12 protein-coding genes and 1 riboswitch are annotated in these 15,536 nt (G+C 70.7%); of the genes, 10 read left to right on the forward strand and 2 right to left on the reverse strand.

Going from position 1 to position 15,536, the window contains the following annotated elements:
- Positions 1 to 59 precede the first annotated feature (59 nt).
- Positions 60 to 147, reverse strand: a riboswitch (ZMP/ZTP riboswitch).
- A gap of 40 nt (positions 148 to 187) precedes the next feature.
- From purU to G6034_RS01875, 8 genes are all read left to right on the forward strand, one after another.
- Positions 188 to 1,063 carry a formyltetrahydrofolate deformylase gene (gene purU, locus G6034_RS01840; RefSeq protein WP_176633407.1) on the forward strand — a complete coding sequence of 292 codons (876 nt, stop codon included), beginning with the start codon at positions 188 to 190 and terminating at the stop codon, positions 1,061 to 1,063.
- A 212-nt stretch (positions 1,064 to 1,275) separates the two neighbouring features.
- Positions 1,276 to 2,034, forward strand: a complete 759-nt coding sequence (locus tag G6034_RS01845) for a LamB/YcsF family protein (RefSeq protein WP_176633408.1) — start codon at positions 1,276 to 1,278, stop codon at positions 2,032 to 2,034.
- Positions 2,031 to 3,740: a 5-oxoprolinase subunit B/C family protein gene (locus G6034_RS01850; protein ID WP_343037894.1), complete on the forward strand. Its 1,710-nt coding sequence runs from the start codon at positions 2,031 to 2,033 to the stop codon at positions 3,738 to 3,740. The genes G6034_RS01845 and G6034_RS01850 overlap by 4 nt, the downstream gene beginning before the upstream one ends.
- On the forward strand, positions 3,737 to 5,536 hold the full coding sequence (locus tag G6034_RS01855) for an acetyl/propionyl/methylcrotonyl-CoA carboxylase subunit alpha (RefSeq protein WP_176633409.1): 1,800 nt from the start codon (positions 3,737 to 3,739) through the stop codon (positions 5,534 to 5,536). The genes G6034_RS01850 and G6034_RS01855 overlap by 4 nt, the downstream gene beginning before the upstream one ends.
- 44 nt (positions 5,537 to 5,580) lie before the next feature.
- Positions 5,581 to 6,312: a GntR family transcriptional regulator gene (locus G6034_RS01860; protein WP_176633410.1), complete on the forward strand. Its 732-nt coding sequence runs from the start codon at positions 5,581 to 5,583 to the stop codon at positions 6,310 to 6,312.
- Between the two features lie 48 nt (positions 6,313 to 6,360).
- The gene (locus G6034_RS01865) at positions 6,361 to 7,200 is read left to right on the forward strand and encodes a DUF969 domain-containing protein (RefSeq protein WP_343037895.1); all 840 of its coding nucleotides are present in this window, start codon (positions 6,361 to 6,363) and stop codon (positions 7,198 to 7,200) included.
- Positions 7,197 to 8,174: a DUF979 domain-containing protein gene (locus G6034_RS01870; RefSeq protein ID WP_176633411.1), complete on the forward strand. Its 978-nt coding sequence runs from the start codon at positions 7,197 to 7,199 to the stop codon at positions 8,172 to 8,174. Before G6034_RS01865 ends, G6034_RS01870 begins: the two co-directional genes overlap by 4 nt.
- A gap of 41 nt (positions 8,175 to 8,215) precedes the next feature.
- Entirely contained in the window at positions 8,216 to 9,268 is a 1,053-nt protein-coding gene (locus G6034_RS01875) for a DUF2891 family protein (protein WP_246295223.1), read from the forward strand.
- Between the two features lie 45 nt (positions 9,269 to 9,313).
- On the opposite strand, the gene G6034_RS01880 is transcribed toward G6034_RS01875, so the two are convergent.
- Complete coding sequence (locus tag G6034_RS01880) at positions 9,314 to 10,963, reverse strand: flavin monoamine oxidase family protein (RefSeq protein ID WP_246295224.1); 1,650 nt, start codon at positions 10,961 to 10,963, stop codon at positions 9,314 to 9,316.
- An 8-nt stretch (positions 10,964 to 10,971) separates the two neighbouring features.
- Positions 10,972 to 12,471 (reverse strand): amino acid permease, encoded by a 1,500-nt coding sequence (locus G6034_RS01885; protein WP_246295241.1) that lies wholly within the window; start codon positions 12,469 to 12,471, stop codon positions 10,972 to 10,974.
- A gap of 220 nt (positions 12,472 to 12,691) precedes the next feature.
- Here G6034_RS01885 and alr point away from each other — a divergent pair, with 220 nt between their 5' ends.
- Positions 12,692 to 13,867 carry an alanine racemase gene (gene alr / locus G6034_RS01890; protein WP_218063470.1) on the forward strand — a complete coding sequence of 392 codons (1,176 nt, stop codon included), beginning with the start codon at positions 12,692 to 12,694 and terminating at the stop codon, positions 13,865 to 13,867.
- Positions 13,857 to 15,488: a PucR family transcriptional regulator gene (locus G6034_RS01895; RefSeq protein WP_176633412.1), complete on the forward strand. Its 1,632-nt coding sequence runs from the start codon at positions 13,857 to 13,859 to the stop codon at positions 15,486 to 15,488. Before alr ends, G6034_RS01895 begins: the two co-directional genes overlap by 11 nt.
- Positions 15,489 to 15,536 lie beyond the last annotated feature (48 nt).

Raw genomic sequence — 15,536 nt, forward strand, 5'->3', positions numbered from 1 at the left:
CACATGTGAAGTGCGCAGACACGGCTCGTCCACCGCCAAATCCCTGATTGGCAGTCGGGGCCCCTGTCCCAGGCGTACGATCCCAGGGCCTTCGCTCGTGCTGCTCCCCGGTGGTGGCCCACCTCATCGCCAGTCGCAACCCCTTAACTGTAGTACAGGCCCGCGGCGGGACGGTAATGTTGGCGGGATGACTGAACAGAAGCCCCCTGCCGCCCCTGGCCCCCGCGGCCATGTCCTGACGCTATCCTGCGCGGACCGGCCCGGCATAGTCCACGCCGTTTCCGGAGCCCTGCTGGAGTCCGGCTGCAACATCACCGACTCCCAGCAGTACGGCAACCCGGACACCGGCACGTTCTTCATGCGGGTCGCCGTGGAAACCACGACGTCGTTCAGCCGCCTCCGCGAGCACCTCGACGGCGTTGCCGCAGCGTTCGGGCTCAACTGGCAGCTGCACCGCGCCGGGGCGCCGGTGCGCACGCTGATACTGGCCTCCAAGGCCGCGCACTGCATCAACGACCTGCTCTTCCTGCAGCGCTCCGGCACGCTGCCCATTGACATTCCGGCCATCGTCTCCAACCACCGGGACCTGCAGCCGCTCGCCGAGTTTTACGGCATCCCGTTTTACCACCTCCCCGTCACGCCGGACACCAAGGCCGACGCAGAGGCCGCCCTGCTGGAACTCGTGGCCGAGCACGAGGTGGAGCTGGTGGTGCTGGCCCGCTACATGCAGGTCCTCTCCGACGACCTCTGCCGCCACCTCGAGGGCCGGGCCATCAACATCCACCACTCCTTCCTGCCGTCCTTCAAGGGTGCCAGGCCGTACCACCAGGCGCACGCGCGCGGGGTGAAGATCATCGGGGCCACGGCCCACTACGTCACGGCGGCCCTGGACGAGGGGCCCATCATTGAGCAGGAAGTGATCCGCGTGGACCATGGCCATTCCGTGGAGAAATTCGTCTCCATGGGCCGCGCCGTCGAGGCCCGGACACTGGCCCAGGCCGTGCAATGGCATGCCGAACACCGCGTCCTGCTCGACGGCACCCGCACGGTCGTCTTCGACTGACGCGCTTCCCTTACACCTGCACACCTGCGCCTCGCTGGAGCCCAACGGTGCGCCACTTCTCAAGTGGCGCACCGTTGGGCTCCAACCACGCGCCGCTTCAAAGTTTCCACGGCCCGGATCCGGGGACGGCCGCACGCCCGCCACAAGATTGTTGAACAATCTGAAGACTTAAGGCATTCTTAGAGAACCACATCACGAGACGGGGATCACAGATGCCTTACATTGACCTCAATGCCGACGTCGGCGAGTCGTTCGGAAACTGGACCATGGGCGACGACGCCGCAATCTTCGGCTCGGTCTCCAGCGCCAACGTCGCCTGCGGCTTCCACGCCGGGGACCCGAGCACCATCGCCCGGACCTGCCGCGAGGCCGTGGCGGCCGGCGTGACGATCGGCGCGCACGTGGGCTACCGCGACCTGGCCGGATTCGGCCGCCGCTTCCTGGACTGCTCCCCCACTGAGCTGGCTGACGACGTCCTCTACCAGCTGGGCGCACTCTCCGCACTGGCCGGGGCCGCCGGGGCCACGGTCAAGTACGTCAAGCCCCACGGCGCCCTGTACAACACGATCGTCCACCACGAAGGGCACGCCCAGGCCGTGGTCGACGCCGTCAAGGCCCATGGCGGGGAGCTGCCCCTTTTGCTCCTGCCAGGTTCCGTGGCCCTCGCCAAGGCCGAGGCCAGGGGGCTGCGCGCCGTGGCCGAGGCCTTCGCGGACCGCAGCTACACGCCTGAGGGGACGCTCGTCTCCCGCCGCGAGGCCAACGCCGTGCTCCACGACCCCGCCCAGGTGTCCGCCAACATGGTGCGCCTGGCCACCGAGGGGACCATCACCGCCGTCGACGGCAGCATCATCGCCATGCCGTCCGAAAGCATCTGCGTCCACGGCGACACCGCCGGGGCCGTGGCCATGGCGGCCGCCGTCCGTGCCGCGCTGGAGGCGGCCGGCGTGCAGATCAGAAGCTTCGCGTGAACACCACGGTGGGCGCCATCATGGACTCCGCGGCAACCCACCGCGTCACGGCCATCCGCCCGGCGGGCACGCGCGCCCTCCTGGTGGAACTTTCTTGCCTCCCGGCCGTGCTGGCGCTGGCGGCACGGCTGGCGGAATCGCCCCTGCCCGGCCAGCTGGACGCCCTGTCCGCGGCGGCCACCGTCCTGGTCACGTTTGACTCCCCCAACTCAGCCCGCACCGCCGCCGCCGCCATCGCCGCCCTCGACCTCGGCGCTGCCCCCGCCGGGGCCGGCAAGCTGGTGGAGGTCGCCGTGCACTACGACGGCGCCGACCTCGCCGAGGTTGCCTCCCTCACGGACCTGAGCCCCGAAGCCGTCGTGGCCGCGCACACCGGCCAGACCTGGCGGGCGGCGTTCGGCGGATTTGCCCCGGGCTTTGCCTACCTCCTGGGTGAAAACACGGCCCTGAGTGTCCCGCGCCGGCGCACCCCGCGCACGTCCGTGCCGGCCGGCGCCGTGGCCCTCGCCGGTGACTACTCCGCCGTCTACCCGCGCCAGTCCCCGGGCGGCTGGCAGCTGATCGGCCACACCGACGCCCTCCTGTGGTCCCTGGACCGCGCCGAACCGGCGCTGATCCGCCCCCAGGACCGGGTCCGCTTTACCGCCGCCCGCCCCGCCATGAGCCTGCAGCCCGCGCGCCCCGCCGCGGTGAAGCACGACGCCGGCGCCTCCCCGGGCGCCCGCGGCACCGCCGCGCCGCCTGCTTTGGGCGGCGGCCTGCTGGTGGCCTCCGCCGGCCTGCAGTCCCTCATCCAGGACCTGGGGCGGCCCGGCCTGGGCGACCTGGGCGTGTCCGCAGCAGGCGCCATTGACCCTTCCGCGGCACGGCAGGCCAACAGGCTTGTCGGCAACCGGGCGGGGGACGCCGTCGTCGAAAACTTAATGGGCTCCCTGTCCCTGACGGCCGGGTCCGACCACGTCCTGGCCGTCACCGGCGCACGGGCGGAACTTCGCATCACGCCGGCGGACGCCGGCCGCAGCGAGCGGCGGCCCGCCCAGGACGCCCCGTTTGCCCTGCTGGCCGGGGAGACCCTGGCAATCGGTCCCGTCACCGCGGGCCTGCGCTGCTACGTTGGCGTGCGCGGCGGCGTGGCGGCGGAACCGGTCATGGGCAGCCGGTCCACGGACGTGCTCTCAGGGATCGGCCCGGCGCCGCTGGCCGCCGGCAGCCGCATCCCGGTGGGGCCCGTCCGCGGGGCGCACGTGGTGGGGTCTGCGGAGCCGCCCAGCCTTCGGCCGCTGCCGGCCTCCGGCACCGCCGTCCTGCGCATCACCGCCGGCCCCCGGGACGACTGGTTTGGCGCGGCCGGGATGGCGGCCCTGACCGGGCAGGACTGGCTGGTGGGTGCGGCCTCTAACCGGATCGGCGTCCGCCTTGAACCGGACGCCGGCGGCACGCCCATCCCCCGCATCCGCGACGGCGAACTGGCCAGCGAAGGGGTTGTCTGGGGCGCCCTGCAGGTGCCGCCGTCCGGGCTGCCCGTGCTGTTCATGGCCGACCATCCGGTGACTGGCGGCTACCCCGTCATCGCCGCCGTCATCCCCGAGGACTTGGGCGCCGCCGCCCAGCTCCCGCCGGGCACTCGGGTGCGCTTTGTGCCAGCCGGCCCCACTGCCACTGCCACCCCGAGCCACCTTTCGAGCCACCAAGGAACCCGCCCATGAAGAAAGTACTCATCGCCAACCGCGGCGAGATCGCCGTGCGCGTGGCCCGGGCCTGCGCCGATGCCGGGCTGGAGTCCGTCGCCGTCTATTCCGATCCCGACGCCGACTCCCTGCACGTGCGCCGGGCCGGCGAGGCGTACGCCCTGGGCGGGCGTTCCGGCGCGGACACGTACCTGAACATCACCAAAATCATCGACATCGCCCTGCGTTCCGGAGCAGACGCCGTGCACCCCGGCTACGGTTTCCTGTCCGAAAACGCCGACTTTGCCCAGGCCGCAATCGACGCCGGGCTGACCTGGATCGGCCCCCCGCCGCAGGCCATCCGGGACCTGGGCAACAAGGTCACGGCCCGCGAAATCGCCGTCCGCTCGGGCGCCCCGCTGGTGCCCGGCAGCGACGGCCCCGTCGCCTCCGGGGCCGAGGTGCGCGCCTTCGCGGAGAAGTTTGGCCTCCCGGTTGCCATCAAGGCGGCGTTCGGCGGGGGCGGGCGCGGGCTGAAGATCGCCCGGACCATGGACGAGGTCGACGACGCCTTCGAATCCGCCGTCCGCGAAGCGACCGTCGCCTTTGGCCGCGGGGAATGCTTCGTGGAGCGGTTCCTGGACCGCCCCCGCCACGTGGAGGCCCAGGTGCTCGCGGACCGGCACGGCGACGTTGTGGTGGTTGGCACGCGCGACTGCTCCCTCCAGCGCCGCCACCAAAAGCTGGTCGAGGAGGCGCCGGCCCCGTTCCTGTCAGAGGCGCAGCGGGCCAGCATCCACGCGTCCGCCAAGGCCATCTGCAGGGAGGCCGGGTACCAGGGTGCCGGCACCGTGGAGTACCTCGTGGCCGACGACGGCACCGTTTCCTTCCTGGAGGTCAACACCCGGCTCCAGGTGGAGCACCCCATCACGGAGGAAACCACGGGCGTGGACCTCGTGGCGGAGCAGTTCCGCATCGCGGCCGGCGAACCCCTGCGCTTCACGGAGGATCCGCAGCCCGTGGGCCACGCGTTTGAGTTCCGGCTTAACGCCGAGGACCCCGCCCGCGGCTTCCTGCCGGGCCCGGGCACCGTCACCGCCTTTGAGCCGCCCACCGGCTCCGGCATCCGGGTGGATTCCGGGGTGCGCACCGGCTCCACCGTGCCCGGCGACTACGATTCCCTGCTGGCCAAGCTGATCGTCCGCGGCGCCGACCGCGCCCAGGCCCTGCGGCGCGCCCGGGTGGCCCTGGACGAAATGGTCATCGCCGGGCTGCCCACGGTCCTGCCGTTCCACCGCGCGGTGGTCCGCGACCCCGCCTTCACCGCCGACGATCATTTTGGCGTGCACACCACCTGGATAGAATCCGAATTCGCCGCAACGCTGGCGGCCTCGGACCAGATCGCCCGGGCCGAGCCGGACGGCCGCCGCGAGGAGCTGACCATTGACGTCGACGGCAAGGCGCTGCGGATTGGCCTTCCCGCGCAGCTGCTGGCCGGACTCCGCAGCGGAAACCGGGGAAATCCCGGGACTCCCGGGAACGGCGGCGGCCCTGACGGCACGCACACGGGCGGCGGCCCTGACGGCCCCCGGACGGGCGGCGCGACTGCCGTCGCGGCGGACCCCGCCGTGCTGGCCGCCCCGATGAACGGAAAGCTCGTCAAATGGGTTGCCGCGGACGGCGCTTCCGTCTCCGCCGGGGACCCCGTCGCCGTCCTTGAGGCCATGAAAATGGAATCCACTGTCACGGCGCACCGTGACGGCACCGTGGCGCGCGGCCCGCACGCCCCCGGCGACGGGCTGGTGCGCGGCGAGCCGGTGTGCCGCATCGAATAGGAGACCTGCGCCGGCGTGGGCCGCGCGTTGGATAGATTGGGTGCATGCCAATGAATGCCGCCCTCGGTGACCTGCCCACCACCGCCACCCATGCCCACACGGGTGCGTGGGTGGCGTCGGTGCTGCGCAGCCGGATTGCGGAGGGCCGCCTGGTGCCCGGCACCAAGCTCTCCGAACAGTCCCTTTCGGCCACCCTGGGGGTCTCACGCAACACCCTGCGCGAGGCCTTCACTGTGCTGGACGGCGAGCTGATCGTCACCCGCATTCCCAACCGCGGCGTTTTTGTCGCCTCCCCCGGCCCCGACGAGATCCGGGAAATCTACAATGTGCGGCGGATCCTCGAGCCCGCGGCCGCCCTGTGGGGGCCGGGGCCGGACATTGCGGAGCTGCGTTCGGTGGTGGCCGAGGCCCGCGGCGCGCTGGCCCGCGGCTCCGTGCCGGACATGGCCGCGGCGAACCAGCGCTTCCACGAGGCGCTGATCCTGGGCACCGGGAGCACAGGCCTGCTGGAGATGATGTCGCGCGTGTTGGCGCAAATGCGGCTGGTCTTCCATGCCATGAGCAACGCCCCCGACTTCCACAGCCACTACGTGGAACTCAACGCCGAACTGCTCGAGCTGCTGGCCGCCGGGCAGCGTGCGGAGGCCGCCGAGAGGCTGCGGAGCTACCTTGACGTGGCGGAGTCGGAACTGCTGGCGCAGTTCACCGGCGCGGCGCCTGCACCGGCGCGTGCGTCCAACAGGACGCCCCGGATCCACTCCCGCCGCGATTGTTGAACAAATACTTGCAGGATTGTTGAACAAAAGTTTATGATGTAGTTCACAGTGATCGGCGCCACCTCCGGCGGCGTCCTGATCGGCCCGGGGCACCAGCCCGGCCGGGACAACTACCGCCGTATTTGCGGCCCGCCCCAGCGGCCGCGGCAGGAACGGAAACCCATGCTCGTACTCATCGGGGTCTTGTTGGTGATCGTTGGCTTCGCCATCCGCCTCAACCCCCTCCTGGTAGTCACCATCTCCGGCATCGTCACGGCCCTGTTGGGCGGCATGTCACCGCTGGAGATCCTCAACGCGTTTGGCTCAGGATTTTCCAGCAGCCGCTCGGTCACCATCTTCGTGGTGGTGCTTCCCGTCATCGGCCTCATCGAACGGTTTGGGCTGCAGGAACAGGCCAAGGCACTCATTTCCAAGCTGGCCCGGCTGACCACCGGCCGGGTTCTCCTGGGCTACCTTGTCATACGCCAAATCACCGCCGCCCTGGGGTTGACCAGCATCGGCGGCCACGCCCAGACCGTCCGCCCGCTCGTCTTTCCCATGGCCGAGGGCGCGGCCCTGCGCCGCTACGGCACCGTTCCGGACAAGGTGCGGGAAAAGATCAAGGGCCACAGCGCCGCAGCGGACAACGTTGGCGTGTTCTTCGGCGAGGACGTCTTCGTCGCCGTCGGCTCCATCCTGCTGATCACCACCTTCGTCGACACCACGTACGGACTCCACCTGGAGCCGCTGCAGCTGGCCGTGTGGGCCATTCCCACCGCCATCTGCGCCTTCCTGATCCACGGCTTCCGCCTGCTGCGCCTGGACCGCACGCTGGACGCCGCCGTCAAGGAAGCCCGCGCCGAGGAAACCGCCGCAGCACACGTTTCGCCCGCTGGAGGAATGGCATGATCAACGTCGAATCCATCTACTGGCTGATTGGCCTGCTGTTCGTGGGCTGGGCATTCCTGATTGCCCGCGACGCGACCCACCCCAGGCGCTGGGGCAGCTCGGCCTTCTGGGGCCTGCTGGGCCTGTGCTTCTTTTACGGCACCGCCGTCGAGGCGAAGACCGCCCCGGCCTGGGTGCTGGGCATCGCCGTCCTGGTCCTGGTGGCCCTGGCCAGCACCGGACTGCTCGGCGACGGCCGATCCAAGACCACCAGCGAGGAACAACGCACCGTCCATGCCGGAAAGTTCGGCAACAAGCTCTTCATCCCGGCGCTGACCCTGCCCGTCGTGACGGTCATCATCGTGCTCCTGGCCCCCGTGCTCAAGATCGGCTCCACGCCCCTCATCGACCCCACCCACACCACGCTCGTGGCCCTGGGCATCGGGGCCATCGCGGCCGCCGTCGTCGGTGTCGCCATCCTGCGCCCGAAGAACAAGCTGGCCCCGGTGTTTGAGGGCCGCCGCATCCTGGAGACCATCGGCTGGGCCGCCCTGCTGCCCCAGATGCTGTCCACCCTGGGCATCCTGTTCACGCAGGCCGGCGTGGGCACCGCCGTCGGAACCCTCGCCAAGGGCGTGCTGCCCAGCGGCTCCCTCATTGCCGCCGTCGTGGTGTACTGCGTGGGCATGTTCATCTTCACGGTGCTCATGGGCAACGGCTTTGCGGCATTTCCCATCATGACGGCGGCCATCGGCTGGCCCGTGCTGGTGCAGGGCTTCCACGGCAACCCGGCGATCGTGTTTGCCATCGGAATGCTGGCCGGCTTCTGCGGCACGCTCTGCACTCCCATGGCGGCCAACTTCAACCTGGTCCCGTCCGCGCTGCTGGAAATGAAGAACAAGTACGGCGTCATCACGGCCCAGGTGGCCACCGGCGTGCCCTTGCTGGCCGCCAACATCGCCCTGATGTACTTCCTGGCCTTCCACCACGCCTGACCCGCCCCGTCGAGATTCGAGCTCACCACGCAAGGAGTGCCATGACCACAACTGCCCTTGACAGCGCCGCACGCATGGATGTGCTCGCCAACCACTATGCCGGGATCGTCCTGGACAACCTGTCCCGGCCGTATCCGTACGCCTCCCACCACGTGGAGACGTCCCCGGCGGACCGGCCCGGCCCGCAGGAGCTGCACCCCGCGTTTTTCACGTCCTTCGACTGGCACTCCTGCGTGCACATGAGCTGGCTCGGCGTAACGCTGATCGGCCACGGGCTCGACGCCGGACACGACTCCCAGCTGCGCGCCATGCTTGCGGCCAACCTGACGCCGGAAAACCTGGCCGCAGAGGGCGCCTACCTGCTGGCCAACCCGAGCTGGGAGCGCCCCTACGGCTGGGCCTGGCTGGTGCGCCTGGCCACGACGGCGGCCGCCTCGGAGGATGCGCAGGTCCAGGAGTGGGCGGCGGCACTGGACCCGCTGGTCGACGTCGTGGCCGGCCTCGTTGCCGGCTGGACGGACAAGGCGGAATTCCCCGTCCGCCACGGGCTGCACACCAACGCGGCCTTTGGCCTGGCCCTCTTGCTCGACGCTTTCCGCGCGCTGGGCCGCGAGCAGGCCGCCGCCGTGTGCGAGCTGGCGGCGCTGCGCTGGTTCAGGCACGACGCCGGCTGGCCGGGCGGGTGGGAAATGAGCGGCCAGGACTTCCTCTCCGCGGGGCTGAGCGAGGCCGACCTCATGGCCCGGGTGCTCGGTCCCGACTCGTTCGCCTCCTGGTTCGCCGCCTTCCTGCCGGACCTGGCACCGGATTCGCGGATGCTTGCCAGCTACGCGGTCACCGATGAATCCGACGGCTACCTGGCACACCTCAACGGCCTGAACCTGACCCGGGCCGGGCAGCTCATCCGCATCGGCCGGGTTCTGCGCCGCGCCGGCACCGCCGGACGGGCCGCCGCCGTGGTGGAGGCTGCCGTGCCGCCGCTGCTCGAGGCGGGACTTGCCGCCGTGATGACGGACGAGTTCATGTCCAGCCACTGGCTCGCCAGCTTCGCCTGGGACGCACTCGCCTCAGCCGCCACCCTCGACTTGGGATAACGGCGCCCTGCCACGCCGGACCGGACCGGCCCCGGGACCGCCGGATCAGTCCAGGGACAGGGGGCCGTACTCGTCGAGGAGCTCGCCCGGTCCCGGGTTGCCCGGCGCCGAGGTGCCGCCCAGGTGCCGCACCACCCCCCAGACGGCGTTCAGCGCGGTGGTGACGGCGCCGTCGGCCCAGCCCGCGGTCCAGGAGACGTCGTCGCCGGCCAGGAAGATGCCCCGCTGCGATTCGGGCAGCGCGTCCTGGGCAAAGTGCGTGAACAGGCGCTGCTGGTAGCGGTAGTGCCCGGGCAGGTTGGCCTTGAAGGCGCCCATGAAGTTGGGCTCCGCCTCCCACGAGACGGTGATCGGCGCGCCCACAATGTGGGAGGCGATGTCCACGCCCGGATAGATCTGCGCCAGCGAGTGCAGCATCAGCTCCACGCGTTCCTCGGCGGTGAGCGCCAGCCACTTCAGCGCGTCGTCGTTCCAGGTGTAGGAGAGCAGGATGACCGCCGGCTTCTCCGGGCCGTTGTCCAGCAGGTAGGTGGCGCGGTTGAGCCGGTCCGTGAGCGTCATGGACATGGTTTCGCGGCCCGTCGCGGGGTCGATGTCCTTCCAGAAGGGCCGGTCCACCATCACAAACGTCTTGGACGACTGCATGTAGTGGGACCGCTCAATGGCCGTCCACATGGGCGCGGCGAACAGCGATTCCTCCGTGTTGATGCGCGTGGACAGCAGCCACGACTGGCAGGTGCTGACCACGGCCGCGAAGCGGTGCACACGCCCCCACCGCTCGGTGATCTCGATCGAGCCGTCGCCGGCACGCGCAATCTTCGCCACGGCGCCGCGCGGGGAGCCCGCGTGCAGCGAGCTCAGCGAGGTGCCGTCGGGCCAGAATTCCATGCCCGACGGCGCGTCCCGCCACAGCGCCTCGGGGAGCCTCTGCGCGCCGCCGGAGATGCTCCGGTGGCCGTCGTCCGCGTCGGTGTAGACCACGCGCAGGATTTCCAGGATGGAGTTGGGGAAGTCGGTGTCCCAGCCGCCGGTGCCAAAACCCACCTGGCCAAACGCCTCGCGGTGGCCGAAGCCGGCCTTTTTGAACGCGGCGGAGCCGGCGATGAAGCCATAAAACGTTTCCTCGTCCAGCTCCGGAACCAGGGCGTTCCACAGCTCCTTGATGCGCCCGGTGTCCCGGGCGCGGATGGCCTCCTGCATGGCCGGGAACGCGGCGCCGTCGTTCACGGCAGCCTTCCAGGCCGCGGCCACCTCGCGGAAGAACTCCGGCAGCTCCGCCCCGGTGGTGGCATAGTGCCGCTCCCCCGCCAGTTCAATGACGGTGCTGGAGGTGGCCTCGGCGAGCGGGTTCGGGAAAGCGTCCGTGGACAGTCCCAGCAGGTCCACATAGTGGTAGAACGCCCGGCCCGAGACCGGGAAGCGCATGCCGCCCAGGTCCGCCGTGACGTCCGGGGCGCCCGGGAAGCTGGCCGTGCGCAGGCGCCCGCCGAGCTGGTCCGCCTCAAAGACGACGGGCCTGAGCCCCATTTTCATGAGCTCGTAGGCGGCGACCAGTCCGGAGAGGCCGCCGCCAATGACGGCAACCTCGGTGCCGTGCACCGCGGCCGGGACGCTGCCCAGGCCGGCCGGGTGCGCCAGGTAGTGGTCGTAGCTGAACGGGAAGTCCGGGTTCAGCATGGTGATTGCATCGGTCATTGCATCGGTCATTGCTTGGGGGCCTTCGTGTGGGGCAAGCCGGCCGCCGGGACCGGGGACGCGGCGTCGAACATGTCAATGGTCTCAAGCGAGCGGGCGGACAGCTCCCGGTACTCGGCCTCGGTGAGGGCGGCGACGCGGGAGTGGCGGCGGCCGTAGCCAAAGTAGGCCAGCAGCCCCACCAGCATCCAGGCCACAAACACCACCCAGGTGATGCCGCCCAGGTTGACCATCAGGTAGAGGCACATGAGCGAGCCGAGGATCGGGGTGGCCGGGTAGAAGGCCACCTTGTAGCTGCGCTTGAGGTCGGGACGCGTGCGGCGCAGGTGGATCACGGCGACGTTGACCAGGGCGAAGGCGAAGAGCGTGCCGATGCTGGTGGCGTCGGCGAGGGCGCCCAGCGGGATGAGCCCGGCGGTCAGGGCCACGGCGATGCCGACGATCAGCGTGCCGGCCACGGGGGTGCCGCGCCTTTCGGAGATCCGGCCGAAGATCTTCGGCACCAGGCCGTCGCGGGACATGGACATCAGGATGCGGGTCTGGCCGTAGAGCACGGTCAGGACAATGGAGGCGATGGCGAGCACGGCGCCCACGGAGAACACCAGGCCCATCCACGGCTGGTGGGTGATTTCGAGCAGGATCTGCACCAGGGCGGCCTGCGTTCCGGCGAACCAGGTCCACTGGCGGGCGCCCACGGCGGCCACGGCCACCAGCACGTACAGCGAGGTGACGATGAGCATGGAGAGCATGATGGCCCGGGGGAGGTCGCGCTGCGGGTTCTTCGCTTCCTCGCCCGCGGTGGAGGCGGCGTCGAAGCCGATGTAGGAGAAGAACACGCGGGACGCGGCGGCGGAGACCCCGGCGGCGCCCATCGGCATGAGCGGGCTGAAGTTGCCGGCGCGGAAGGCGGTGAACGCGATGGCGCAGAAGAACAGCAGGATGACGATCTTCACGAAGACGATCACGGTGTTAATGACGGCGCTTTCCTTGGCGCCGCGCACCAGCAGGAACATGGCCAGCAGCACAATGGCCATGGCAGGCAGGTTGAGGAAGCCGCCGGAGCCCGGGGGCTGCGAAATGAAGTCCGGCAGCGCCCAGCCGAAGCCGGCCACGGATTCGTTGATGTACTGCCCGGCGCCCACGGCCACGGCGGCCACGGACACCGCGTATTCCAGCACCAGGCACCAGCCGCAAATCCAGGCCATGCCCTCGCCCAGCGTCGCGTAGGTGTACGAGTAGCTGGAGCCGGAAACCGGGACCATGCCGGCCATCTCGGCGTAGGAGACGGCCGACAGCAGGGCCGCGACGCCGGCAATGAGGAAGGAGATGAAGACGGCGGGCCCGGCCAGCGGCACCGAGTCGCCCAGGATCACCAGGATGCCGGTGCCCAAGGTGGCGCCCACGCTGATCATGGTCAGCTGCAGCACGCCGAAGCTGCGCACCAGCTTCCGGCCGTCGGTGCCGTTGCCGGCCTCGTGGAGCATCTGGCCCAGCGGCTTGCGGCGCATGAGCTGTGTGCCAAGTCCGACGGCGGGTCCCCGGCCTTGGGGTGCGCCATCCGTGCCGCCGGCGGTCGCCTTTGACCGCGGGGCGAGCTGATCACGTAGTGTCATTCCTCAGTCCAATTCTTCTCGTGTCCTGCGGGCGCAGGCGGTGCGTCCCCCTGACTCAACAATAGGGCTGTGACACACGTCTCAAAAAGTGCAAATCATCCTGTACTCTCTTCTTATGAGACAAAGTGCACTGCCGGCCGTTGATGCGTCCGGCCTCACCACCGGCACCGTCAGCGTGGACCTGGAGGCCATCGCCCACAATGTGGCCGTGCTCCGGGAGCGTTCCCGGGCGCCGCACTTCATGGCCGTGGTCAAGGGCAACGCCTACGGCCACGGCCTGTTGGAGACGGCGCGCACGGCGCTGGCCGCGGGCGCCGACTGGCTCGGCACGGCCCAGCTGTCCGAGGCCCTGGCCCTGCGCCGCAGCGGCATCACCGCGCCCATCCTCGCGTGGCTTTACCTGGCCACCAATGCCGGCGGAGCCATTGCCGAGGCGGTGGAACATGACATTGACATCTCGCTGGGCAGCCCGGCCCAGCTGGACGTGGTGGCCGGCACGGCGCGCGCCCTGGGCCGCACCGCCTTCATCCACCTGGAGCTGGACAGCGGCCTAAGCCGCGGCGGCGCCCGGCACGAGGACTGGCCGGCGCTCGTCGCGGCGGCCCGCGCGGCGGAGCTGGCCGGCCACGTGGGCGTCCGCGGCGTGTGGACGCACCTGACCTGGGCCGACGTGCCCGCCCACCCGGCCAACACGTCCGCCGTCGCCGGGTTCGAGCGGGCCGTCCGGGAGGCGCACGACGCCGGGCTGGCGCCCACCCTGCGCCACGTCTGCAGTTCCGCGAACATCCTGGCCCGGCCCGAGTTCCACTTCGACATGGTCCGCGCCGGACTCGCCATCTACGGCCTCTCCCCCGCCGAGCACATCGACCCGGCCGACCACGGCCTGCGCCCCGCCCTCTCCGTCACGGCGCCGGTGGTGCTGGTCAAGCACGTCCCGGCCGGCACGGGCGTCAGCTACGAGCACCGCGCCATCACGCACGAGTCCCGCTACCTCGGCCTGATCCCGCTCGGCTACGCGGACGGCATCCCCAAGGGCATCTCCGGCTCGCGGATCGTCATGGTGGGCGGGCGCCGGGTGCCGGTGATCGGCAAGGTCTGCATGGACCAGTTCATGGTGGACCTGGGCCACGAAACCTCGGTCCGCGTGGGCGACCCGGCCCTGCTCTTCGGCGACCCGGCCGCCGGGGCGGCGAGCGCCGACGACTGGGGCTCGGCCATCAACAGCCACGGCGACGAGATCATCAACCGGATCGCCCCGAGGCTGCAGCGGGTGTACACCCATGGCCGCTAGCACCGGCGGAGGCGGCACTCTTGGAAGCACTGCCGGGCGCGTGCGCGCCCTGCCGCTCTCCGACGAGGAAGTCGAGTCCCGCTTCCGCTCCGTCACGCTCGGGCAGTTCCTGGCCGACCTCCCCTCCGAGCTGCTGATCCGCCACGTGGGGGACCTGGACGCACGCCTGCGCTGGGTGGAGCCCAGCGAGCTCGAGGATCCCACCCCGTACCTGATGGACGGCGAGTTTGTCCTCACCGCCGGGCTCCCCCTGCTGGAGCGCGGCGGCACGGCCGACGCGATTGAGGCGTACGTGGCGCGGCTGGCCGGGGCGCGCGTGTGCGCCGTGGGCTTTGGCCTGACCCCGTACCACGACGAGGTGCCCGCCGCGCTGGTGGCCTCCTGCCGGCGGCACGGGATCACGCTCGTGGAGGTGCCGCCGTCGGTCCCGTTCGCCGCGATCGGCCTGCAGTTTGCCCAGCTGCTCGAGTCCGACTCCGCCAAGGTGTTCCGCAGCCTGGCGGAGACCAACCGGCTGCTCATGCGCGCGGTGCTGTCCCCGCGCCCCGACCACGAGGTCCTGGGCACGCTGGTGCAGCGGGTCCCCTGCTGGGCCGTGCTGGTGGGGGCCGACGGGAAGGTCAGGTCGCGCGCAGGGACCAACCCGGCCGACGTCGCCCTGCTGGGGCCCCTGCTGGAGCGGCTGTTCCAGGGGTCGGGGCCGCGCGTGGAGGTGGACAGCTACCCGGCGCCTGGCTCCGAATTTGTGGTGGGGCACCCGCTGCGCAGCAGCCGCGACGTCAACCTGGGCGCGCTGGTGATCGGCTCTGCCGAGCGGCTGGCGCCGGCGCACAACAACATTGTCTCGGCCGCCGTCGGCCTGCTCGAGCTGCTCTCCCGGCAGCGCACCAGCGGCTCCCTGGCCCCGAGCCAGCTGGCCACCGCCCTGCTGCTGCACCCGGAGACGCTCGCCGGCGGGACCTCCCGGCAGGTTTCGGCGGCCAAGGACCTCATCGCGCAAAGCCTGTCCTCGACCCGCTCGGCGCCCATGCGGGTGGTGCAGGGTGTCAACGTGGACGCCCCGCAGTGGAGGAGCACCGACAGCCCCGTGCGCGAGCTGCTGCAGTGGCGGCGGACCTTCGACACCAAGCTGGTGGAGATCACGGAGTACGGCTTCGCCGCCGTGACCCGGCTGAAGGTGGACGATTCCGTCGTGGCGGAGGCGGAGCGGCTGGGCTGGCGGCTGGTGGTCGGCGATCCCGTGGAGCCCAACGACCTTCCGGCCGCCTACCAGCGGGCGGGATCGCTGCGCGCCAGGGCCCGGTCCACCGCGCAGACGCTGCGCGTCGACTCGGTGACCTGGACCGTCACCGGCCTGCTGGGGCGCGAGGCCGGGACCATGCTGGCCGGGCAGGTCCTAGGGCCGCTGCTGGAGCTGGAGCCCGAACGCCGGGACGTGCTGGTGGAGGTGCTGCGCGCCTGGCTGGCCCGCAACGGCAGCTGGGACGCCACGGCCAAGGCGCTGTCGCTGCACCGCAACAGCGTCCGCCGACACATCGGCACGGCCTTCGAGCTGCTGGCGCGCGACCCCAACGACGCCCAGACCCGCGCCGACCTGTTGATCGCCCTGCAGTATCTGTAGTCCCCGCGGGCGGCCCCCGGACCCCGGTGGTCGAGCAGCGAGCCCCGC

It is taken from the genome of Arthrobacter wenxiniae (assembly GCF_013376105.1).
Lineage (GTDB): Bacteria > Actinomycetota > Actinomycetes > Actinomycetales > Micrococcaceae > Specibacter > Specibacter wenxiniae.